The organism is Limnovirga soli (assembly GCF_013106755.1).
Lineage (GTDB): Bacteria > Bacteroidota > Bacteroidia > Chitinophagales > Chitinophagaceae > Limnovirga > Limnovirga soli.
Genome location: NZ_WHPF01000013.1, coordinates 60,859 through 85,303 on the forward strand (window position 1 = coordinate 60,859; position 24,445 = coordinate 85,303).

The window sequence follows — 24,445 nt, forward strand, 5'->3', positions numbered from 1 at the left end:
CAATCCCTAACGCAACAGCCGCTATTCATATTCACCTAATTTGCCAAAACCATGTCGCTGCATTTTGAAAAAATCAGGATTAAAGAAGTAAGAAAAGAAACGGCAGATTGTGTATCCGTTCTTTTTGATATTCCGCCGCATTTGCAGGATGCATTTAGCTATCAGGCGGGCCAGCATATAGGCATTAGAGCCACCATTAATGGCAGCGAGTTAAGACGTTCTTACTCGCTTTGCAGCACACCATTGCAAAACGAATGGCGGGTAGCTATAAAAAAAGTGCCTGGTGGGCAATTCTCCACCTATGCCAACGAAGTATTGGCAGCTGGCACCGAAATAGAACTAATGAAACCAATGGGGCATTTTGGTACAAGCTACCACCCCACCCAAAAAAAGAAATATATAGCCATTGCGGCAGGCAGCGGTATTACCCCGGTTATTTCCATTATAAAAACCGTATTGCAAACTGAGCCGCAAAGCCATTGCACCCTGGTATATGGCAATAAAAACAGGGCTTCCATTATTTTTAAAGAAGAGCTGGAAGCGCTAAAAAATAAATACCTGCAACGCTTTAGCCTTATTCATATACTTAGCCGCGAAGGAACAGATGCTGCCATTAACCACGGTAGAATAGATGCCGCCAAATGCCAGCAGCTTTTTAATAAAGCTATACCACTGCATGCCGATGAATATTTTATATGCGGCCCTGAAGAAATGATTTTTACTGTAAAAGATTTTTTAGCCAATAGCGGCGTAGATAAAAGCCATATTCACTTTGAATTATTTAGCACTGCGGCAGTGCAGCCATTAGAACAAGCCGCAAAGCTTAGCACAGATGCTATTGAAAGAAACAGTACCGTTAGCATAAAGCTGGATGGAATTAGTTTTAATGTGGGCGTACCATTTTATGGCACTTCTATTTTAGATGCCGCATTGGTAGGTGGTGCTGATTTACCATATAGCTGCAAAGGCGGCGTTTGCTGTACCTGTAAAGCCCGTTTGTTAGCAGGCGAAGTGAGTATGGATGTTAGCTATGGACTGGAAGCAGAAGAAATAGAAAAGGGCTTTATACTGGCCTGCCAGGCACACCCCAAAACAGAAAACGTAGTAATTGATTTTGATATAAAATAAAAGCCGCGCAATACTATTACACGGCTTTTATTACAGGTGGCTGTTATAAGCTGCATTTACTTGCTACCGTACAAGTGTGCGACGCAAGTAAAGCACAATAGCTGTTTATAGCCCGGCTAACAGGCTTACTGTAATTGCTCAATTTTTTTTAGTTCAATAGTCCAGCCCAAATCCATTTTTACAATCAGGGGGTTGGCGCTGTTTTTTAATATCCATAACTGGCGGCTGCCTTCTTCGTTTGTAATATGTATACATTCCAGCAGCTTATCGTTATTATCTCCCAAATTTACCCTTTGTTCAAAACGGGCGTCATCCTCTTCAAACTCATCATCCGCTACCACGGTAAAATTTTCCATGCCTTCGCCCACATCCAAACCGGTTTCGTTATTATCTATTAATGACTGGTAGCTGGCTTTACTTATCCAAACAGTGCTGGTGGCATCGTTCATTACCTGCAGGCCCATGCCACCCTTAAAATAATTGTTTAAAATAGTGGCATTGGCCAGGGCTTCTTTACCAATGCTAACTTCGCCCGTCATATCTGTCGAGTTGGTCATTTCCCAGTTAAAATGCAGTTCTTTTTGTATATCGGCATTAGAAAGGGTAACAGAAAAATTATACTCACTACCATTATTTTCTACGGCCCAGGTATATTTTGTACCGCTGGCAAGAATAGGCTTTGCAAACTCTGAAGGACATTTTAGCTGGTAATATAAAAAGTCGTAACCTTCAAATTTGGTATTGATGTTATTGGCATCTTCGCAGGCTTTTTCGGGGTTGCCCATTTCTTTATACACATACATACGCCGCAAGGCAATGCTGGCATTTTCCGGGTCTATTATAACCAGGCGGTTTAATAAGGAAATGGCTTCGGTATACTTTCTGTCTGACCGGTACATTTTTGCCAGTTCTTCCATAATGGCAGGTGTTTCGGGGTAGGTTTTGTTTAAGTCCAGCGCAATATTATAAGCTTTCTCCGATTCACCTGCCGCAAATAAAACGGTGGCATATACAATGCCCATATCCCTTTTTTCGTCATTGGTTTTAAGCAGGCCAAAAAAATGTTCACCGGCTGCAAGGGCATCGGGGTAGTGGCCCAAATCGGTTAGTATGGCTGCTTTTGTAAAATAGCCATAGGGGTTATTGGGTGCAATACGAATGGCTTCGGTGCAAACGGGAATGGCTATGGCGCTATCCGTTGCTTTTTCTATAACCAAAGGAATAATGGCCATCATTTTAGCAGCTGAATCGGGATTTTTATATAAGGTTGTCATTACATCAAAACCCTGCTTAAACTGTTTATTTATAAAGTAACTGGTAGTAAGTTGAAATACCACTACCGTATCGTTTGTTCTTTTTTGCAGGTAAGTATTGGCTTTTGGGATGAGTTTATCGTAGGCTTCTGTGTCGAACAGGTCGGCAATTTCTGTTTTTAGCTCATCATAATTAATCACTTTTGGGGTGGGTGGTTTTGGGTTTTTATTGGTATTTTGAGCCATAGCATTGGCAGTAATACACAGCATTATCACTACAGTAAAAAAGGGCTTAAGCATAGCTTGCATGTTCATATGATAGATTTATTTTTTAAAATTACTATTAAATGCGGTTGCAATTTGTACCCGCCAAAAGGTATATATGGTTACCGGCAAAATAAGTAGCGCCTTGGGGTCAAATAATGCCAGGGTTCATCAATCATTATTTAACTTTAAAACAAATCTAATTGGTGGCTACAGCAAATTACCAGGTATAACTATAAAGGCTACATGTTATTAATTACCCTAGGTTGCTGTAGGTGATAGTAAAAATTTAAAATAATGGAAATACCGATACCTGGAATTATGTTCGCTGCAATTGTTTCTTTAGGGATATTTTATTACTATAATAGAAAAGTAACATTGAGAAGGGAGGAAAAGCGTGAAAGACTTAAAAGCAGGCAGGAAGGCTATATGAATGTTATGCCTGGCAACCCAAATAAAAATACGGGTAAACCAAATGACACATTTATTTAGCAGACTAATGCAACAAATAAGCAGTATGAATATCTTTCTTACTATAATTACAGAAAATCAAACACAAAAAATGCAGGCTGTGCAGTTGGCTGCATTTGTACAAACCGCATTGGGTGCAGATTGGGGTATTGAAAATATTGACAGTTATTATAAGTTTGATCACTCTTACAAAATAGCCTTAAAGATCGTAGTAAATGGAATGACCCGAAGCGAAATATTCCAATTGGCTATAACCCAAACTGATCACCTGGTATCGCCCTGGCTGCTATATTTTGATCAGTTTGAAAACACTATAGAACTTATTTTCAACAAGAATGAAAATACAAAATCCGTCCATCCGGCATTTGATGCTATACATTGGGCGCATTTACAAATGGCTGAATAAAAGCAAGCTATAGCCAGCGCGTAAAATCCAACACTAATTATGGGCCGTAAAAGCAATAGATGAAAGCATAGAGCCAGTGCACAGTGAAGGAGCCAGGTAATATGAGTATTATTTTTTTGTGCATATTGATAAAGAAGAAGAAAAACTAACCGTGTATAAAGATTTTTGGAACACGCTTGCCGAAGAACAATACATTGAATTGTGTTTGCAAAAAGGCGTTCTGGGGTTTGACTATATTTCCATACAACAGTAAGCTGCGCCAGGTTATACAGTACAAGAGTGCGACGCAAGCGGTGCTGCTATTGGTTCCCTGCAGCCGGGAACAAAATAGCTGTTATACAATTCGCTGGCCAAGGGCTTTGGCTACCGCCTCGGCGGCATTGCTAACGTGCAGCTTTTCGTAAATATGCGATATATGGCTATTTACCGTGGCATAGCTAATATTGCACTCGGCTGCAATCATTTTATAGCTGAGGCCCTTTACGAGCAGCTTAAGAATTTCATGTTCTCTTTCGGTAAGGTCAAAATTATCAGGCGTATTTTTATAGTGTTTGTTATTAAACAGGTGCAATACCTGTCGGGCTACGGTGGGTGTCATAGGGGCGCCACCATCCAACACTTCACGCATGGCATCCAGTAATTTTAAAGGCGGCGTTTTTTTAAGAATATATCCATCTGCGCCGGCCAGTATGGCTTCAAATATTTTTTCTTCTTCTTCAAAAATAGTTTGCATTAGCACTTTTACTTGCGGAAACTGGGTATGAACAATTTTAAGTCCTTCAATACCATTAACACCCGGCATATCAATATCCATTAAAATTACATCGGGCAGGCAGCCAACAATGTTTTTAATAATGTGCTGGCAATTTTCAAAAGCGCCGGTACATACAAAACCTTCCGAGGTTTCCAGCAGCATTTTCAGCAATTCCCTGCGGGCTTTGTTATCTTCAAATACAGCTACTTTTATTTCCTGCATGTTGCAAAGTTCTCTATAATAATTTAGCTGCCAATCATTGAATCCAATGATTTTTTATATCACAATTAGAGCATAGATTTTTGTGGCCCGGCTTTCCAATAGTTATTGGGCTTTACTTGCGTCGCACACTTGTTCTACAGTAATTATAGGCAGCACTAAACAGCCAAAACAATCATCCAGCCATCAGTTTATACAGGAAAGGTTAAAGAAATGGTTGTCCCCATGTCGTGTGCAGCGTTAATTGTTAGCGTGCCATTTAGTTCCAGTGCCCTTTTATACATACCGGGCAAACCATTACCTCCAAAACTATTATTAGGTGTTGTGTTAGCACCCGCAGCAGTAAAAGCAAAGCCCTTACCATCATCTTTAATGTGCATGGTTATTTTTTTACCATGTAATTCAATGGTAACCCAAACATTTTTACAGGCAGCATATTTAGCGGTATTATTAATAGCTTCCTTAAACAGCAGGTAAGTGTTTTTGCGTTGCACCATATCCAGGTTTTGACGCAACACGCCATCGCTAATTGAAAAGTGAATAGTAATGCCAATGGGTTCCAGAATTTCTATGGCAAAAGCCCGCATTCGGTTTATAACACTTTCAAAATTATCGTTACGGGTATTAATGGCCCAAACAATATCGCTCATGGCTTCCATCATATTATCTGTATGCTTGCTTATCTGGTGTAACAGGTTTTGTACGTCTTTGCTTTCACCGGTTAGCTTTTGTTGTATAATGGTGCTGGATAAGGAAATACTGCTTAATGTACTGCCAATTTCATCGTGCAGGTCTCCCGCAATACGGTTGCGAATAGTTAGCAGTTTAAGTTGTTGCTGTAAACGGTAACGATACAAGGCATACAGGCTGCTGGATAATAACAGTCCCATTAAAATTTTAAACCAGCTGGTTTGATACCAATAAGGCAATACTTCAATGATAATACTTATGTTCTTACTGTTCCACACGCCATCAGTATTAGTGCCGGTAACAAAAAATGTATATTGTCCGGGACTTAAATTAGTATAGGTAGCTTCGTTTTTATTGGTGGGGTTGGTCCATTGGTCATCAAAACCTTCCAGCCTGTAAGTGTAGAATTTTTTCTCATTGCTTCTAAAATCCAGCGAGGCAAAACTGATGGTAAACATGTTTTGTCCTGGCTGTAGTATTATTTTTTTTGCATAACCAATAGGCGTATTTAATACAGTACTATCTTTTTTCCAGTCAACCCATTTATTCGAAATAGAAAGCCCAGTAAAAACAATAGGCACCGGTGGTTTGGTTTTTAAAACCTCGGCCGGATTAAAAACAGTATAGCCATCAACCCCGCCAAAAAATAGTTGGCCATTGGGCAGGGTGGCGTACTGGTTACGGTTAAATTCTTCACCTGGTAGGTTATCTTCTTTGGTAAAATTTCTAAACATTTTATTGGCTGTATTAAAACAGCTAAGTCCCTTATTGGTACTCATCCATAAATTGCCGGCACTATCGCTAACAATGGCATACACTACATTATTGGGCAGGCCATCTTTATCTGTAAAGCGCAAACAGGTACCTGTTACCATATCAAACCTGCAAAAACCTGCGCCATTGGTGCCTACCCATAAATATTGTAATGGTTGCTTTGCATCAGGGCAAATAGTAAATAACATATCTGAGGGTAAAGAGCTGGTATTGCCAGGAATATTTCTCCATTGTTTCCATTGGTTATTGGCAGCAGTATACCTGAATAAACCCTGTACTGTGGCAAACCAGTAATTCTTCAGCGCATCCTGCCACCAACCAGCAATAAATGGGTATTGATTATTGTTTGCTGGCTGTACAGGAAATTGGGCTGTAAAATCAGCAAGTCCGGTTTCTTTATTAAACCGGTATAACATTTTTTTATTCAACCCTTCATCTAAAAAAATCCATAAACTATCCTTGATGTCCTCAAAAAAATTAATACTGCTATAAAAATTTTTCTTAAAAAAATCATAGTGGGTAAAGCTTCTGGTGCCCGGGTTAAACCTGTTTAGTTGTACTTCCATGCCTTTTTCGGTAAGAAAATTAGAAAACCAGAAACTACCTTGCTTATCGCGTAAAAAATTATTAAAGTCAACAGCCACCATTCGCCTGATTAACTGCTCATTATCAACCCAGTTTTGCCCATAAAAAAGCCTGAATGCATCAGCATTATCACCGCTTTTATACAACCTGAAGGCGGGTTTAAGCATATCGCTTTTAAAAACGCCAAATCCGGCGGATCCATACCATGCCGTACCGGTATTATCCTTGCAGATACTGGTATACATTGCGGTAAAAGGTTCATGGTCCCTTTCTACCATAATTTTTTGTAAACTATTTGTTTGCGGGTTAAATAAAAACGAATCGCCCATAAAAAAATAAATCAAGCCATCTGGCAAGGTTTCCATTTTTAAACAAACCGGTGTTGGCTTATCCGTTACTACCATAACCTGTTTGGTGCTTTTGGTATGCAGGTTAAAAAGGCATAGTTTATTTTTAAAAAGGAAATATAAATTACTGTCCTGCTGTGGGCTTTGGTCAAATGTAACATACCTGAATGCATCTTTCGACAAACCAAAAACCGATGGCGCATATCCTTTTAACATCCATTTATGTTTATTTGCATCCGGTACCGCATAAATTAAGGTATCAGGATATTTTATCCAAACCGTACCGTCGGTCAGCCAGCTTACTGATTTTTGGTTATTCTGGTTAAATTGGTAGGAAAAGCGTTTATCTTTTTGTAATTGGTTATAGCTAAAAACCAGTTTAATCTTTTCGGCAAACCCTTTTGTATAGTTGCCGGGTCGTACTGCGCCTATATCATAAATCAATAAATCATTTGTTTTTTGAATAAGCAATTTGTTATTGCGAATACTTAATGCAGCAATAGCATTGTTTTCCTGTTTGGCAGCAGTAAGGGTAACTGGAAAAAAACGTTCCGTATTTTTTTCAAAAATATATAATCCCCGAGAAAGCGTATTTACCCAAATATTTTTATTGTTGTCTTCAAAAATAAAATTCACATAATTATCAGGCAGGGAATAGTTATCGTCGGGATTATGCCGGTATACAGTAATGGTGTATCCATCATATTTATTTAATCCATCCTTGGTGGCAAACCATATATATCCTTCGGCATCCTGAAGAATACTGTTTATCATGCCTTGCGATAGCCCCTCCTTTGAAGTAATCCACTCCCCGGCAAAATAGGTAGCATTAAAGTTATCGCGGGCAGGCAGGCTTCCCCAGAGAAAAAATAATATGCCTGTTATTATCAATTTTTTCATGGATGCATTTCAAGATCAAATATATTTTATAATACCAACAAAAGGGTAGAATTCACATATCTGCATCCTGGAAAATGCCATATACCGTTTGTGCAAGCCATTTATCTTGCCATAATCGTAAAGCTATCATTGGATTCAATGATAAAAGCTTAAAAACCTCTTTCTATATCATTGGTTTCAACGATTGCGCACCTGTGATAATACGGCAATCTTTGTGCAGTAAAAAAATTAAAAAATCAAAACTTACAACCATGAAAAAGATTACATTTTTTTTCTTATTCGCTTTACTTTCAGCAGTATCCATTCACGCACAAAATGTATTTCCTTCATCCGGCAGGGCTGGTATTTATAGCCTTACTCCGGCTGCATCCCTTCAGGTAATAGGTGGTGCCCGAATAGGCACTGGCACAAGTTATTTGAACATTGATAGTGCTACCGGCAATTTAAGTTTCGCAGGTACAGCAGGTTACCGTGTAGCTAATAATCAGTTTGCCTTTGTTGCAGCTGCTGCCCCCCTGGCTGGCTTATATTTTAATGCTACCAATACCCGTTATGAATTTAGAAGCACTTCTGGGGTATCAGCATTAAATATCGGTGCCGATGTTAACGGAAGGGTAGGAATTGGCGCAGCTACACCCACTGAGCGTCTCACAATTGTTGATGCACTAAATGATAAGCCCTATAGTGGAATCATGGGTGTATACGCCAATAACCTTACACAGGGTGTGGGTATAGGATACGCAGGCATACGTGCAATTGGCTCAAACAGCAATCAGGATCTTTCTCTCAATGCAAAAAATACCGGTAATATTACCATGCAGGTAAATGGTACTACGGGCAACGTGGGTATTGGTACACAATTGCCCACCAATAAATTAAGTGTTAAGGGTGCCGCCGATTTTACCGGTAATGTAGGTATTGGCTTCGGCACACCTAATGCGCCATTACAATTTGCCAATAATGTGGCCAACAGAAAAATTGTTATGTATCAGGGCCCTAATAACGATCACCAGTATTATGGTTTTGGTGTAAATAATTTAGCGCTGCGCTACCAGGTTGATACCACTACGGCCGATCATGTTTTTTATGCAGCAACTTCTTCATCTACATCTGCCGAGCTAATGCGTATTAAAGGTACTGGAAGTGTAACCATCGGTACATCAACACCAGCTACCGGCTATATGTTAACAGTGGGTGGTAAGGTAATATGCACTGAATTAAAAGTACAATTGCAACCTTTTCCCGATTATGTATTTGAAAAAAACTATGCCTTGCCTACACTTAATCAGGTAGAAAATCATATCAATACCTATCATCGCCTGCCAGGTATGCCCAGCGCTGCAGAAGTAGAAACCAACGGAATGGAAGTTGGTAAAATGCAAGGTAAAGTGGTAGAAAAAGTAGAAGAAGCCACTTTGTATATCCTGCAGCTTAACAAACAAAACCAGCAACTGCAACAACAGGTAGATTTACTTGCAAAAGCACTTCAACACTTGCAGGCGCAGGTAGCCAACTTGCAAAAATAAGTAGAAGCCCGGCTGTACTACTGCTCTCAACTCTGCTTGTTACGTATTTGCTGCTTCGCCACGCAAAATACCTAACTGGCAAGTTCGGGTCAATATGCGGCAAATTTCAGCCTGTCAGCTGATTACGTATTTTTTGCTTCATGCTATCCAAAGTCTTCCTCATCATTTAATATGTATAAACTAATTACAATGAAAAAAAATTCATCAATATATTACCCCCTAATCTTGCTGGTCTTGTTGATGTTGGGTAATGGCATTGTATCTGCGCAGGATGTATTTCAGGCATTGCCCGTCAATGCCTCATACGCAGAAACAAATGCCTTAAAAAAAATTTTTAAAACACAAACCATTGTGCAACTCGATGCACAGGCTGTTTATCAGTTTATAAAAAAATCGGGCAACAAAAGCAGTTTTGTTATCAATGCGGGCAATAATTATCACTGGAATATTTCACTTGAACAGCACGATTTACGCAGCCCGGACTATTTGCTGCAGTCCACCACCAATAAAGGCCTTATCACCCTGCCAAAAGAAGAAATCAGCACCTATGCAGGGTTCTTAAAAGATGGTCCCAATAACTATGTTCGTATGAATATTGAAGCCAAAAAAATAAGCGCCAATATTATTGATCATGGCGTAGCTTATTACCTTGAACCACTTAAAAAATTTGTCCCTTCCGCCGCACCAGATAAATACATTATTTACAAGCGGGGAGATAGCCGCCCTGTAGAAGGAGTTTGCAGACAGGTAGCAAGTGCCGAACAACAAGTAAATCAAAAACTTTCCTCAATTGCCACCCCGGCTGCTGCAGATTGCAGGATAATAGAAATTGCCACCGAATCAGATTGGGAAAATTTTGCACAAGGTGTTACTGCAAGTGATATTCTGGCCAATCTCAATTTTGTAGAGCCGCTTTATCAAAACTATTTTGGCGCCAGTATAGTGGTAAAATACCAGCACCAATGGGCTATCTCATCAGACCCTTATACAGCTACCGATTTATGCGGGGGCTCACCTGAACGTTTGTCAGAGTTCAAATCATACTGGCAAGCTAATTTCACCTCTGTAAAGCGTGACGTCAATATCTTGTATTCCGGTGTTGATTTCACCGGCGGCACCATAGGTTGTGCTTATGTGGGCGTATTTTCCGGTTCAACCTCCGATGCCTGTTATGCTGTTGCCCAATGGATCACTTCTTATCCTGATGAAAAACGCGAAGTGCTGGTAGCCCATGAAATGGGACATATTTTTGGTTGCGTACACGATGAAACTGGCTGCAGCAGCACAGATGGTCCTATTATGTGCCCTAATATTAATGCGGTATGTTATACGCAATGCACGCCTTATTGGTCAACGCTTAGCTTTAGCTCCATCATCAGTAGCTTCACCAGCAGTAATGGCAGTGCCCGTTTAAGATTAAGGGAATTTTTTCAGTCAGTAAACACAGCTTTTTCATTAGGTCTTCCCTATTCAGCCTCCGGTAATAATTTGTTTGTAGCATCTGGAAATATTGTTACAAATGGGTTTTTTGGTCCGGGTTTAATCGCCTTTACGGGTACCGACAATGTTACCCTACAGCCGGGATTTTCAGCCTCAGTAGCTTCGGGTCTTGGTAATTTTACTGCCCAAATAGGCCCCTGTAATCAAAGCAGTCAATTAACTACTGCAGTACCAATGCAGGTGCCTGCAAAAGCAATAACAGCAACACCTATAGCCGAAAATATTAAAAGTGTAAATACGGCCATAAAAGTTTATCCCAATCCATTCAGCAGTATTGCCAATATAGAAATTTCATTGCCAAAAACAGCACATATTTCTTTATCGGTATACGACCCCTCAGGCAGGCTTATTGATAAACCTGTAAATAATAAACCCATGCTGGCAGGCACCAATAACATTCCATATACCAACAAGCAGCTTAGTGCAAATTATTACCTGTTTGTAATTGAAATAGATGGTGTTAGGTTTACGGAGAAAGTAATAAAACTACCCTAGTATACTCATTAGTATTTAAGTAATTGTATAGTTGGCCGTTGCCTGTAAAACACTGCAAAAGACCGCTTTTTTAAGCGGTCTTTTGTTTATTTAAGAAGGTAAATAATTAGCCAGACTGTGGAATGTTCTTTTAGCTTTTCTTGCGTCGCACACTTGTACGTACCGGTAATATGGCAGCTTTAATACAGGCAAAAGGCAATTTTTTATTTAAGTTTTACCAAAAGGTGAAATGGTACAAATAATTTTTTAGGTGCTGCATATCAATACCTTACCATGGTATGTACAGCATAAATAAAAGCTTATGCACAGTATACCATTTGAAATTCTATTTTTGATAATCATCTTCATCCGTTAACCAACTTTGAAAAGCATTTTCTTTAAAAATATTATCCGCCGTATAAAACAACAGGTATATCCATTGTATACCACTTATGTGTATCATACTGTAGCAGATACCACTTCCAATATTAGTTTTGGTATTATTGGCCATATGGGCGTACACCACCGGTATAAAAATTTATATATTGGTAAAAACAAAAAAATTAGAATAGTCCCCCGCTTTTTTACCAATACCCTTACTGCTGCCCGAAACTTATTACAAGCCAGCGGTATGGTAATTATTAGTGGGTATAAGCATAGTGCCAGCCTGCCAAAAAATACTTTATTGGTACCAGATTTTATTGGCGTTTATATTAATTTACCAGCTACCCTGGATATTTATTTCCAAAGCCTTCCCGAAAGTGCCAGGTCAGATATTAGAAAAGTAAAAAGGGTTGGCTACACGGTGCAATATTGCAGGGATAAACAATGGGTAGCAACATTTTTTACCCAATACTATACACCCTCCATGCAACAACGCCATGCCGAGGAAGCCTATATTATGCCCGCAGATGAAATAACAGCCATACTGGCCAACCCCGGTACTGAATTTCTGAAGATTTACGATGGTACACTTTGCGTAGCTGCCATGCTAACCAGCTTAGATAATGGGCGTTATAGTTTTTTGCGTATGGGCTGGTTAGAAGGTCATCAAACACTGGTTAAAAATGGCGCCATTGCAGCTGTTTACTGGTATGCCATTCAAAGGGCATTTAAATTAGGTGCCCAAACCATCGATATGGGAGGCACTCCCAACTACTTTGAAAATGGTGTGTTGCGTTACAAAGCAAAATGGGGTGCAAGGTTCTGCAATAATACCTCCTATCAGCATAAGCACTTACTGCTTAACCCTGATAAAGAAGGTTGTTACCAGTTTTTGCTGGCCACTTCCCTGATTGCATTTAACAGCAATAAACAGTTTATTGTACTAAGCAGTAAATATCCTGGTCAATTACATATACCTAAAAATATGCTCGCAAATATCAATAGCTGGTTTGTATTGCAGCCTCAAAAGCAAGTACATAAAAGCAATGGCGGGCAGCAGTTACCAGCTATTTTACAATCCTGGTATAAACACATAAACTATTAACAGGTAATTTAAATCTGGGTTAACTTTATACGGTATCTTTTTTTATCAACTAAAAATTGTGTTATGTCATTTCAGGCTTATTTGGATAATATAAAAGCGAAAACAGGCAAAGGACCTAACGACTTTAAAAAGCTGGCCGAACAAAAGGGGTTTACACAAAATGGACAAATAAAACCCGGCGTAAAAGCTACTGATATTACCAACTGGCTTAAAACAGATTTTGCATTGGGCCACGGGCATGCCATGGCTGTTTTCGCCTTATTAAAAGGCATAAAAAAAGAAGGCGATGAGTAAATTATAAATAGCATATTTTAATAACCACCATGCTAACGCCAATTGATAATTATTTTTTACAACAAAAGGAACCTGTAAAAGCTACCATGCTTTTTCTGCGTGCTTTTATTTTGCAACAAAATAAAAACATAACCGAAGCATGGAAATATGGCATGCCTTTTTATTGTTATAAGGGCAAAATGTTTTGTTACCTGTGGACGCATAAAAAATATCATCAGCCCTATATTGGTATTGTAGAAGGTGCCCGTATTCAGCACCCGGCTTTAATTAGTGAACAGCGTGCAAGAATGAAAATTCTATTAATCAATCCCACCGCAGACATACCTGTTGAGGAGATAAAAAATATTCTGCAGTCTGCTATAGCCCTATATAAGTAGCTGTATACTACTGCTTATTTGCCCAATATTTATAATACAAATTATTAGCCCGGCAGTTTATTTTCATGGCACCGTTCTTTGCGTCGCACACTTGTACTGCAGTGTAAAATGGAGCTTTTAACAGCCATGTAAAACCGCCGAAAGGTCCATTATGGCCAAAGTTTTTGGCTGTTAAAAAAAGCTGCGCAATGCCCAGAACGCACAAGAGTGCGACGCAAGCGGCGATGCTATAGTAATATATAGCCCGGCTACAAATAGTGCTGCATATAACAACCGCATTTTGAAATATAATAAAATTTAAATCTGCCAAATGCAATAGCTTCCAATAATTTATATATCTTGAATATTCGTACACCAAAACAAACGGCAGCCCGTAAACGCATTAAAAAGCCTTTAGTTACAGCAATTGCTGATAGCTGTATTGCGCGGATGATGCCATGTATTGGCAAAACATTTTGTAATTGCTAAACCAACCAAAAGCTAAAGCGTTGATTAATAATTTGAATACCATAACGGGTAACACCAACAGGCAGCATCCCGGTTTTTTTACCAAACCATTTCTAACATTTTTGCGCATTAGTTTTTTGTTGCTATGCATGGCATTTAGCAGCCTTACCGTTTTTGCCGGACAAAAAGATACCATTGGCTATAGCGGTGCCACTACATTTTGCGAGGGAGGCAGTGTAAAGTTAACCGCCACAAATGCTGATGCAGCCAGTGTTTGCCAATGGATAAAAGATGGTACCAATATTAATGGCGCCACCAAGTTTGAATACACCGCCACCACATCGGGCAAGTATACGGTAATAGTAACCAAACCCAATAATTTAGGCCCATATGATACGGTTACGGTTACGGTGAATGCCAAACCCAAAATAACTTTAACCTCAGCAACGGGTACTGATAATCAGCTGGTTTGTTTTAGTGCAGCACTTACAAATATTACTTATTCTATTACAGGCGCTACCAGCAATAGTATTAATGGATTACCGCCGGGTGTTACCAGTAATTTTAGCGGTGGTGTTTTAACCATAAGTGGTACACCAACAACAACAGGCAGCTTTAGTTTTGAGATTACAGCATCGGATAAATGCACCCAAAAACAAACAGGGATAATTGATATAAAACCATTGCCGGTTGCCGGTTTTAATTTTACAACTACAGGTTTATGTTCTAATACACCAATTAATTTTACCAGTACTTCTTCTGGTGATAACCTTAGCTACATATGGAATTTTGGTGATAACAATGCAACTAGCAATAGCGCTTCTTCAGCTAATCCAACACATGAGTTTATTGGCACCAATGGCAATGGCACACAAAATTTTACAGTAAGCCTTACTGTAACAACCAGTTTTGGTTGTGCCGATAGTGTACAACGTACTATTAATACCAAACAGATACCCAGTACAAAGTTGGGCGGACCAAGCCCAACAACCTATAACGGTTTATTGTATTTCAGGCAATGTACCGGTGCAGCAACAGCCACTTTAAACTTTACCAACCAATCAACCACTGTAGCATCTAACACTTCCTATACAATTAAGTGGGGTGATAATAGCCCGGATTTTTCCTCTCCCGGCTTTAATGCGCCGCTTACACATACCTATAATTCAGGTACATATCCTTTGCAATTTATTGTTAGTGGTAATAATGGATGTACAGATACCACCACTTATTATGTTTTTGTAGGTAGTAACCCCGCCGTAGGATTGGGCATACCAGAGAATACCCTGATTTGTACAGGTACATCTTTAACCTTCCCTATTTCGGTACCAGCCTCCAACTCGCCTGAGGTAGTGTATAAAATTGTAATTAATGATGGGACTGATTCTGTTATTTATTCGCATCCGCCACCAACCAGTATTACCCATGAGTTTAATGCAAGCTCCTGTGGTACAAACAGCACTTCTTTTAATAATTCCTTTTTTGTAAGAATGCAGGCTTCCAATGCCTGCCTTACTTCAGAATCGGTGGTAAGTCCTATTTATGTATCGGAAAAGCCTAAAGCCACTTTTGCTATTTCACCAAACGATACAACTTGCGTTAATACAGTAACAACCATTACCAATACCAGCGGGGCAATAAATTATGTGAATAATAATGAGTGTGCTTCGGGTTCTTTTATCTGGAGTATATCACCAGCCACCGGCTGGACTTTGGCCAACGGTACTATAATTGGTAATGATTTTGGTTTAGAGGACCCCTCTTTATGGCAAAACGGAACAAATTTTTTGTCTGTTATATTTACTCAAACCGGCACTTATACCATAAAGCTAAAAACAGGAAACCCTAATTGTGGAATGGATTCGCTGGTAAAAACCATATGTGTAAACCCTACACCGGTAGCTTCCTTTTTGTTGGATAAAACGGAAGGATGTTTGCCATTAACTGTTCGTACTACCAATACATCTAATAGTCCTATTTGTGGCGACAATACCTATGAATGGTCTGTAACTTATGCCAACACCAACGGATGTAGCCCGGCAGTAGCAAAATATTCCTTTGTAGAAGGAACAGATTTGCATTCGGTTAATCCGGTTTTTTTATTTGAAAACCCAGGAGTTTACACCATCAGTCTGGTGGCAAAAAGTTCAGGAGGCAATTGTGTATCTCAGGTGTTTTCGAAGCAGGTAACGGTAAAAGCAAAACCCAATGTTTCGTTAGTAAATATTCCTGCCAGTATTTGCCAGGGTGGTTCAGTAAATCCATTGGCCAATGTAAATAATTGTTATTCTGCTGTAACGCCAACCTATAGCTGGACTTTTAATGGAGGTATACCAGCAACATCCACTTCATCCAACCCGGGTACAGTGATATTTAATTCGGCAGGCACTTATACCATAACGCTGGTGGTTGAAAATGAATGCGGTAAAACAGAAGTTTCGCAGGATATCATTATTAAACCTTCTCCAGATGCCATTGTGCCAGACAATCAATCCTTTTGTGTAGGGGCAAGTGCGGGTCCATTTACATTTAGCAGCAGTTTTCCTGGTACAAGTTTTAGCTGGACAAATAACAATACTTCAATTGGATTGGCTGCTAGCGGATCGGGAAATATATTCGCCTTTACAACTACTAATGGCGGTTCTACTCCTGCTACAGGCAATATTTCTGTAATACCTGTTTTAAATGGCTGTACCGGCCCATCGGCAACTTTTAATATTACCGTAAACCCAAAGCCTTTGGCACCTGGGGTAGTTTCACCTTTAAATTATTGTCAGGGAGACGGAACGGTTACAGCATTAACTGCCACGGCAGCTTCGGGAAATACCTTGCTTTGGTATACCAGTGCTACCGGCGGTACCGGCAGCCCTACTGCGCCTACGCCTGTTACCACAATTACCGGCAATACAAAATATTATGTAAGCCAGATAAATACGGCTAGTGGTTGCGAAGGCCCAAGGGCATTAATTGAGGTAAATGTATATGCTGTACCTGTGATTGATGGCACAGCTGGCAGTCCTGCAACCTGTGGAAGTACCTCAGGTAGTATAACTTTAACAGGATTAAATGCCAGTACTAGTTACCAGATAAGTTATACCAGAAATAGCACTCCGGTTAATACCAACGCTACCAGTGACCCTGATGGTAAGATTATTATTGGGAATTTAGGTGCCGGAATATATGATGCCATATTTGTAACATTAAATGGATGTAGTTCAAATAAACTGGGGCCATTTAGTTTAAGCGACCCCAACCCCCCAACCACTCCTTTTGCAGGTAGTAACAGTCCGGTATGTAGTGGTGGAACGCTAACGCTGAATGCATCTACTTCCACCCTTGGAGCCATAACATATAATTGGACAGGCCCCGCGGGGTATATTAGTACCTCGCAAAACCCAACACGTAATAATACCTTGTTGGCTATGGCAGGAAGCTATTCTGTAACCGCCACTGTAAATGGTTGTACTTCTGCACCTGCAACTACCATAGTGGTTATAAACGAAACCCCAGCCACTCCCGTATTAGGCGGTAATACGCCTATTTGCAGCGGTAACGATATTCAGTTAAATGTTTCCAATATATACACGGGTTTAGTAACTTATGCCTGGACGGGGCCAGCCGCCTTTAACAGTACAGAGAAAAACCCGCTTATTTCAAAAGCTACCACTGCGAATTCCGGTACCTACAGCTTAAATGTAACAGCTGCAATTGGCAATTGTGTTTCTGCCGCTGGTTCAACCAATGTACTTGTAAATGCAACACCTGTAATTGATAATGCCAAAGTTACCAATCCTAATAGCTGTGCTTCAGCTACCGGTAGTATTGAATTAAGTGGTTTGGCTGTTGGGCTAACTTTTACGGTGCATTACTCTTTTAATGGTGCTCCAATTTCAGTAAACCTGGTGTCAAACAGTGATGGAATAATTTCTATATCCAACCTGAAGTCGGGGGTGTATGATGGTATATATATTGTATCAAATAGCTGTTCTTCCAATACAATGGGGCCATATGCGCTGGTAGACCCCAACCCTCCACCATTACCAGTAATTACCAATAATGGACCTTTATGTAGTGGGGCTGATTTACAACTAAATGCATCTAATACCCCGCCGGGTGCTACCTATAATTGGTCAGGTCCCGATGGGTTTATTAGTACAGCAGCCAATCCGGTGTATAATAATGTTCCTGTAACCGCAGCCGGAACCTATTTTTTACAGGTAATACTCAATGGCTGCACATCTGCCTCTGCTGCTACCACAGTTGTAGTAAATGCAACACCGGCAATGCCTGTAATAAGTAGTAATGCTCCGGTTTGCTCCACCAATACCTTAACGCTTTCGGCCAATACAAGTTTTTCCGGAGCCCTAAGTTATAGCTGGACAGGCCCGAATGGATTTACCAGTGATATTCAAAATCCTACAATACCAAATGTAACTGTTGGTGCAAGTGGTACTTATTTTGTAACTGCCACGGCTACATCAGGTAGTTGTCCATCACTGGCAGGAACTGCTTTGATTACCATCAATCCTACGCCCGTAATTACAGGTTTCAGTTTTATTAATCCGGTTAATTGTGGTACAGCCTCTGGTAAGATTTTATTAAATGGATTAAGCAGCAACGCTACTTACCAGGTTTATTTTACTGCGAATGGTGTACCCCAAAGCAATAGTATAACAACTGATAATAATGGCATACTAACCATAAATAATATTGGTGCCGGCATTTATTCCAATATTTATGTGCAACAGGCAGGATGTACTTCCAATATAGTAGGGCCAATTACACTTTCAGATCCTAATCCACCCGCAACACCATTGGCATCTAGTAATAGCGCTATATGTGCTGGTGCTACACTTAATTTAAACGCAGTAAGCAGTACAACTGGTAATATTATTTATGCTTGGACAGGCCCTGATAATTTTGTAAGCAATATTCAAAACCCTTTAATACCAAATACTACAGCCAACAACAATGGTACTTATTATGTGAGTGCCACCCTTAATAATTGTACCTCTCTGCAGGATTCTGTGCAAGTGGTTATCAATCCATTGGCAGCAACCCCAATCGTAATTTCGCCTGTACACTATTGCATCAATACTACTGCCTCTTTATTAACTGCTGAAGTGCTGCCTGGCAATACACTTAGCTGGTATACCACCGCCAATGGAGGTGTTGGCAGCAGCAGTGCGCCTTTACCAACTACTAACTCGGTTGGCACAACCAACTATTATGTAAGTCAGTCTACAGGTTTTGGCTGTGAAGGGGCCAGGGCTGAAATTGCAGTAATTGTACATCCCGATGCAACAGCAGCATATAATTTTATACAAGACAGCAGTTGCGCTGCATTTATTATTAGTAGCAGCAATATTCAACCGGTGATTTTCAATGACCGGAATAGTGATTATTTATGGTATGCCAATGATGCCGGCATAGGGAGTGGGATCAATTTTCCTGGTTTTACTATTACAAATGGGGGAGACGCCGTTATTATTAAAATGGTGGCTATTAGCAAATACGGGTGTTTGGCAGATAGTATATCGCACCAGTTTGTTACACCAGAAACACCGGCAACAGCTTTTACTGCCGATCAATCATCTGGTTGCGGCCCCTTAATCATTAATTTTAATAATACTACCCCGTTTGCCAGCAGATTTAATTATTTGTGGAATTTTGGCAATGGCATTACTTCTACCCAAATAAACCCGGGTAGCGTTAGTTTTGCCTCCAGTCCATTTTTTGTTGATACTACCTATACAGTTACACTGGCTGGTTACACAGATTGTGATACGGTTCTTGATACCCGTTATATAACGGTAAAATCTAAACCAAAATCGCTATTTACACCAGTTCAATCTAAAGGTTGTTCCCCTTTTACGGCGGTATTTAATAATACATCACTTGGCAATAACAAAACATTTATCTGGAATTTTGGCGATGGCAATAGTTTAACAACCAATAGTGATTCATTGGTGCATCATACCTACTATACCAATATCCAGGATACATTTTATGCGAAACTCATTACCATCAACGAATGTGGAAGTGATACTACCCAATATGCGATAGTGGTATCTCCCAATGCTATTAAACTCGATTTTGCCGTGAATGGTAATGAAACTACAGGCTGCAACCCCCATACAGTAAGATTTATAAATAATACCAGTGGAGCTACCTCATTTCGCTGGGATTTTGGCGATGGAAATGTATTAAGTACAAATAAAAATATTGATACCATTACACATTTGTATCAAAAAGCAGGTATTTATCAGGTATTACTAATTGCTTCGAATGGTTGCTCTGATACCAGTACCACAGAAACCATTCAGGTATTTAATAAACCCATAGTTGCATTTTCCTCCCTACCTGCGCAGGTGTGTTTGGGCGATACAATTCAATTCAATAACCTTAGTGATACCGTAACCAGTGTGCTTTGGAAATTTGATGATGGTAATACTTCCAGTCTATTAAATCCCATACACAATTATTCCAAAGCCGGCATATACAATGTAACATTAACCGGCATCAGACAATATGGTATTGGTAATAGTTGTACTGATAGTGTTAGTCAGCAGGTTACGGTAGTATCATCTTTGCCGGGTGCATTTAGCCTTTCAGATTCCATAGGTAATTGCGTTCCCTTTGCTGTAACTTTTAGCAACCTGTCAATACCTTCTGTAAATACTACCTGGGATTTTGGCAATGGCGCAAAAGATACCGGAGATGTTGTGATATACAATTTTACCGAAACAGGCCTTTATAATATACAAATGAATGCCATTTCATCCGGCGGGTGCAGATATACAGCTAACAAAACCATTAATATCCGCGGCCCCAAAGGCACCTGGAAATACGATCATGATTTTATATGCAATAATACACCAGTGCGTTTCGAGGCAACTGTACAGGATACCGATAGCTTACGCTGGCATTTTGGAGATGGCAGTACCCTGGTAACAAAAGAAAATATTGTGTACCATACTTATCTGCGCTCTGGTGCTTACCTGCCATCCGTAGAACTGTTATTAGGCAATACCGGTACCTGCGCAGTGTTACTCAATGGTGCCGATACCATTAAAGCGGATAATATCAGTGCCGGTTATACTATAAATTCACAAATGGAATGTGGTTTTACCACTGTTCAATTTACTGATACCTCCAGGGTATTTTATGGAGCCACCGCATGGCAATGGAAATTTGGAGATGGCATTACCAGTAATCAGCAAAACCCACAACACAATTATACCAATACCAATATCTGGCCGGTGCAATTAATCATCACTTCAGCCAGTGGCTGTAGCGATACTGTAAACCGCAGCCTGAATATTGCCGTAAAAACAAAACCTGTAGCAAATATTATTGCCAATGCCACGGCTTGTACAACATTACCGGTTACCTATATCGCCAATGTAACTTCAAAAGATTCTGTAAACCTGTACAGCTGGCAGTTTAGCAATGGACTTGCTTTAGATGGCAAAACCATCAACCCAAGTTTTGGTGCAACCGGTGATTATACTGCCACATTAATAACAGGTACTGTTAATGGCTGTTACGATACCACCAGTAAAACCATCACCATCAATCAATCGCCGGTTGTAACGGCCAGCAACGATGCACTTATATGCAGCGGACAGCAAATACAGTTAACTGCTTCAGGGGCAGCTACCTATCAGTGGTCGCCATTAAATAATAACCTTAGCTGTACCACTTGCGGCAACCCTATTGCGTCGCCAATAACATCGGTAATGTACATTGTGGCTGGTACCAATAGCGTGGGCTGTACTGCCCTCGATTCTGTGTTTATTACTGTTGCTCAACCTATACAGGTTGCAGTGAGTGGAAACGATAGTATTTGTATTGGTCAGTCAACCCGTTTGTTTGCCAGTGGTGCTGCTAATTATACCTGGAGCCCCAATACTGGTGTAGACGATATCAATAGCCCGTCACCATTATTCAGCCCCACTATTACTACAGCGTATATGGTTATAGGTGCAGATAAGGATAAATGTTTTAGCGATACAGCTTATATAACACTTGGTATTGGTAAATATCCCACTATCGATTTGGGGGCTGATAAAACATTGGCCACCGGTACCATACTACCCCTTGCCAGTACCGTTACCGAAGGCCCCATTACCAACTGGGCCTGGAAACCACAGCAAGACCTTAGTTGCAGCAATTGCGCATTGCCACTGGCTACCGTTAGAAAAGATATTTGTTATAATGTAACGGCTACCAATGCCTATGGCTGCAGCGCTACCGATACCATTTGTATAAAAGTGTTCTGCGAAAGCGGGCAATTGTTTATACCCAATGCCTTTACGCCCGATGGAGATGGACGTAACGATATTTTAATGGTTAGAGGTAAGGGTATAAAAACCGTAAAATCATTCAGGGTATTTAACCGCTGGGGGCAGGTAGTGTTTGAACGTAATAATTTCCCGCCAAACGATAAAACCTTTGGTTGGAATGGGTTAATAAACGGCAACCCCGCCTCGCCAGATGTGTATGTATACACCTGCGAAGTGGTTTGCGAAAACGATGTGCCATATACCTATAAAGGCAATGTGGCCATCCTTAAATAATGGCAAAACTGTTTTGCTCAAACAGCGGCAATGCCGGGTAGTTAAAACCCGGCATGTAGTAATAAACTTGAATAAAAATTGATCAGGAATAAAACAGGCGATTTGTACAATGGTATAGTAAAAATGTTGGGCGTTCCCTTGCAGGGCCGGGCTTTACGCTGCAAGTCCTCACTGCGTTGCGGGCTTTCCGCTGCAATCCCTAACGCAAAAACCATAGCACAAAGCGCCATATAAAAATAGTATGAAAAAATATTTACTCACTTGTTGTCTTTTATTATGTGCCGCACTGGCGCAAATAGCAGCTGCACAGGATTTTGCCTTTTCGCAATTCTACGAAATGCCTTTATTGCGCAACCCGGCACTGGCTGGTGTTTTTGATGGCGATGTAAGAGTAAGTGGTGTTTTTAGAAATCAATGGCAAAGTGTAACCGTACCTTTTCAAACTTCTGCTGCCAGTGTGGAAATGAAATTTCCAACCCGCCAAAAAGACGATTGGATAACTGCTGCCCTGCAGGTAACCTACGATGTGGCAGGCGATATTCAAATGAAAAGAACACAATTGTTGCCGGTAATTAATTACCACAAATTTATTGGTGGCGCCTACGATAGTTATTTGTCAGTGGCGTTTATGGGTGGGCGGGTAAACAGCCAGTTCGACCCCACCAAATTAAGACTGGATGAGCAATTTGTGGATGGCAGTTTTAACCCCAATAACCCCATACAACAGGTATTTAGCAGAACTGGAATGGCTTACTGGGATCTTTCTACAGGCATTACCTACAATAGCGGGTTTGGTGCCAATGGCCGGTATTATATTGGTGCCGGATTGTTTCATGTAAACCAGCCCAAAATTGGTTTTTATACCGCCAACGATGGTGTGGTACTTAACCGAAAATGGGCATTTAATGCCGGCCTGTCTGCCCCTACCAGTGATAATAATAATATTGTTCTATTTGCCGATTATTTTAAACAAGGCTCTTATAATCAAATGCTGGGTGGTGTGTTATATGGGGTAGATATAGAAACGCATTATGATGATGATTATAAGCTGGCTGTTTACCTGGGGGGTATGTACCGCTGGAACGATGCATTTATACCTGTAATGAAACTGGATGTATATAAACTGGGTATTGGCCTAAGCTACGATATGAATGTATCTAAACTAAAAACCGCTTCACAGTTTAGGGGTGGTTTTGAACTTACACTCAACTATAAAACCAAACTTACCAATCGGTCTGCCGATGCAGATAAAGTTAGGTGTACCGGTTTGCGCTTTTAATTATATGCAAGTTCCGGCTGCAAAAAGCCGCCAATAGTACCTATAGTACAAGTGTGCGACGCAAGTGGGATGACTTGAAAATATATAGCCGGGCTAAAAACAAAAAGGGTATAACCTGCGCTATACCCCTTTTAAATAGCTTATAATACATTACCAGTTGCCCATTTGACTTTCAATAATTCGTTCTGGTTTGGCGGCTTCATTTCTTTGCCATTCCGGATCGTATTTTACAAACCAGCTTAACCATAAAGTTCTGGATAAGCGCATAAATAACGGCTGTAATAATAACAACGAAATAGAGTTTACACCCAGCCAATAAAAGATGCTATTGTCCTCGATAGAAAAACCAAACAATACCCACCAGGCCACAAATGTAGCTACTGAATAGGCCACTGTTAAAGCATAACTAACATAGCTGGTGCCATAATAAAAACCTACTTCAATTTCAGTTCTTTGTCCGCAGGCCGGGCAATGGTCATGCATTTTTATATAGCGGCTTTGTTTTAATGCATAAGCGTTTTTTGATTCAAAAAGATAACCTTCCCTGCAACGCGGACATTTATTACCCAACACACTTAACACATATGAAGGCTTGCCTTTTTTTACTGTTTCCATAAAATTTCATTTCGCCTGCAAGGTACGTTTTATTGTTACTACCCTGCATTATTGGCTAACCCCGCTATTAA

The 24,445-nt window shown here is 40.2% G+C and carries 15 protein-coding genes; 11 read left to right on the forward strand and 4 right to left on the reverse strand.

Features of this window, described 5'->3' with window-relative positions:
* Positions 1-51: 51 nt before the first annotated feature.
* On the forward strand, positions 52-1,128 hold the full coding sequence (gene paaE, locus GD597_RS17055; RefSeq protein WP_171609113.1) for a 1,2-phenylacetyl-CoA epoxidase subunit PaaE: 1,077 nt from the start codon (positions 52-54) through the stop codon (positions 1,126-1,128).
* A 125-nt stretch (positions 1,129-1,253) separates the two neighbouring features.
* On the opposite strand, the gene GD597_RS17060 is transcribed toward paaE, so the two are convergent.
* A complete protein-coding gene (locus GD597_RS17060; RefSeq protein WP_171609114.1) occupies positions 1,254-2,696 on the reverse strand; it encodes a tetratricopeptide repeat protein in 1,443 nt (480 codons plus the stop codon).
* A 246-nt stretch (positions 2,697-2,942) separates the two neighbouring features.
* On the opposite strand from GD597_RS17060, the gene GD597_RS17065 reads away from it, so the two are divergent.
* The 3 genes from GD597_RS17065 (at position 2,943) to GD597_RS22100 (ending at position 3,775) form a co-directional block, all read left to right on the forward strand.
* Entirely contained in the window at positions 2,943-3,137 is a 195-nt protein-coding gene (locus tag GD597_RS17065) for a hypothetical protein (protein ID WP_171609115.1), read from the forward strand.
* Positions 3,138-3,162: 25 nt separating this feature from the next.
* On the forward strand, positions 3,163-3,522 hold the full coding sequence (locus GD597_RS17070; protein ID WP_171609116.1) for a hypothetical protein: 360 nt from the start codon (positions 3,163-3,165) through the stop codon (positions 3,520-3,522).
* A gap of 118 nt (positions 3,523-3,640) precedes the next feature.
* Positions 3,641-3,775, forward strand: a complete 135-nt coding sequence (locus GD597_RS22100) for a hypothetical protein (RefSeq protein ID WP_262888862.1) — start codon at positions 3,641-3,643, stop codon at positions 3,773-3,775.
* 81 nt (positions 3,776-3,856) lie between these two features.
* Here the strand turns inward: GD597_RS22100 and GD597_RS17075 are convergent, their stop codons facing one another.
* Positions 3,857-4,498, reverse strand: coding sequence for a response regulator transcription factor (locus tag GD597_RS17075; RefSeq protein ID WP_171609117.1), 642 nt, complete (start codon positions 4,496-4,498; stop codon positions 3,857-3,859).
* Positions 4,499-4,686: 188 nt separating this feature from the next.
* On the reverse strand, positions 4,687-7,791 hold the full coding sequence (locus GD597_RS17080) for a sensor histidine kinase (RefSeq protein ID WP_171609118.1): 3,105 nt from the start codon (positions 7,789-7,791) through the stop codon (positions 4,687-4,689).
* Positions 7,792-8,042: 251 nt separating this feature from the next.
* Here GD597_RS17080 and GD597_RS17085 point away from each other — a divergent pair, with 251 nt between their 5' ends.
* The 7 genes from GD597_RS17085 to GD597_RS17115 all read left to right on the forward strand — a co-directional run bounded on the left by GD597_RS17085 (position 8,043) and on the right by GD597_RS17115 (position 23,759).
* Positions 8,043-9,317, forward strand: coding sequence for a hypothetical protein (locus GD597_RS17085; protein ID WP_171609119.1), 1,275 nt, complete (start codon positions 8,043-8,045; stop codon positions 9,315-9,317).
* A 189-nt stretch (positions 9,318-9,506) separates the two neighbouring features.
* The gene (locus GD597_RS17090; protein ID WP_171609120.1) at positions 9,507-11,312 is read left to right on the forward strand and encodes a M12 family metallo-peptidase; all 1,806 of its coding nucleotides are present in this window, start codon (positions 9,507-9,509) and stop codon (positions 11,310-11,312) included.
* Positions 11,313-11,673: 361 nt separating this feature from the next.
* Complete coding sequence (locus GD597_RS17095) at positions 11,674-12,780, forward strand: GNAT family N-acetyltransferase (protein ID WP_171609121.1); 1,107 nt, start codon at positions 11,674-11,676, stop codon at positions 12,778-12,780.
* A gap of 63 nt (positions 12,781-12,843) precedes the next feature.
* Positions 12,844-13,074: a DUF4287 domain-containing protein gene (locus tag GD597_RS17100; RefSeq protein ID WP_171609122.1), complete on the forward strand. Its 231-nt coding sequence runs from the start codon at positions 12,844-12,846 to the stop codon at positions 13,072-13,074.
* A 29-nt stretch (positions 13,075-13,103) separates the two neighbouring features.
* Positions 13,104-13,451, forward strand: coding sequence for a DUF1801 domain-containing protein (locus tag GD597_RS17105; RefSeq protein ID WP_171609123.1), 348 nt, complete (start codon positions 13,104-13,106; stop codon positions 13,449-13,451).
* Between the two features lie 461 nt (positions 13,452-13,912).
* Positions 13,913-22,480, forward strand: coding sequence for a PKD domain-containing protein (locus GD597_RS17110; protein ID WP_171609124.1), 8,568 nt, complete (start codon positions 13,913-13,915; stop codon positions 22,478-22,480).
* 241 nt (positions 22,481-22,721) lie between these two features.
* On the forward strand, positions 22,722-23,759 hold the full coding sequence (locus GD597_RS17115; RefSeq protein ID WP_171609125.1) for a PorP/SprF family type IX secretion system membrane protein: 1,038 nt from the start codon (positions 22,722-22,724) through the stop codon (positions 23,757-23,759).
* A 150-nt stretch (positions 23,760-23,909) separates the two neighbouring features.
* Here the strand turns inward: GD597_RS17115 and GD597_RS17120 are convergent, their stop codons facing one another.
* The gene (locus GD597_RS17120) at positions 23,910-24,374 is read right to left on the reverse strand and encodes a DUF983 domain-containing protein (RefSeq protein WP_171609126.1); all 465 of its coding nucleotides are present in this window, start codon (positions 24,372-24,374) and stop codon (positions 23,910-23,912) included.
* Positions 24,375-24,445 lie beyond the last annotated feature (71 nt).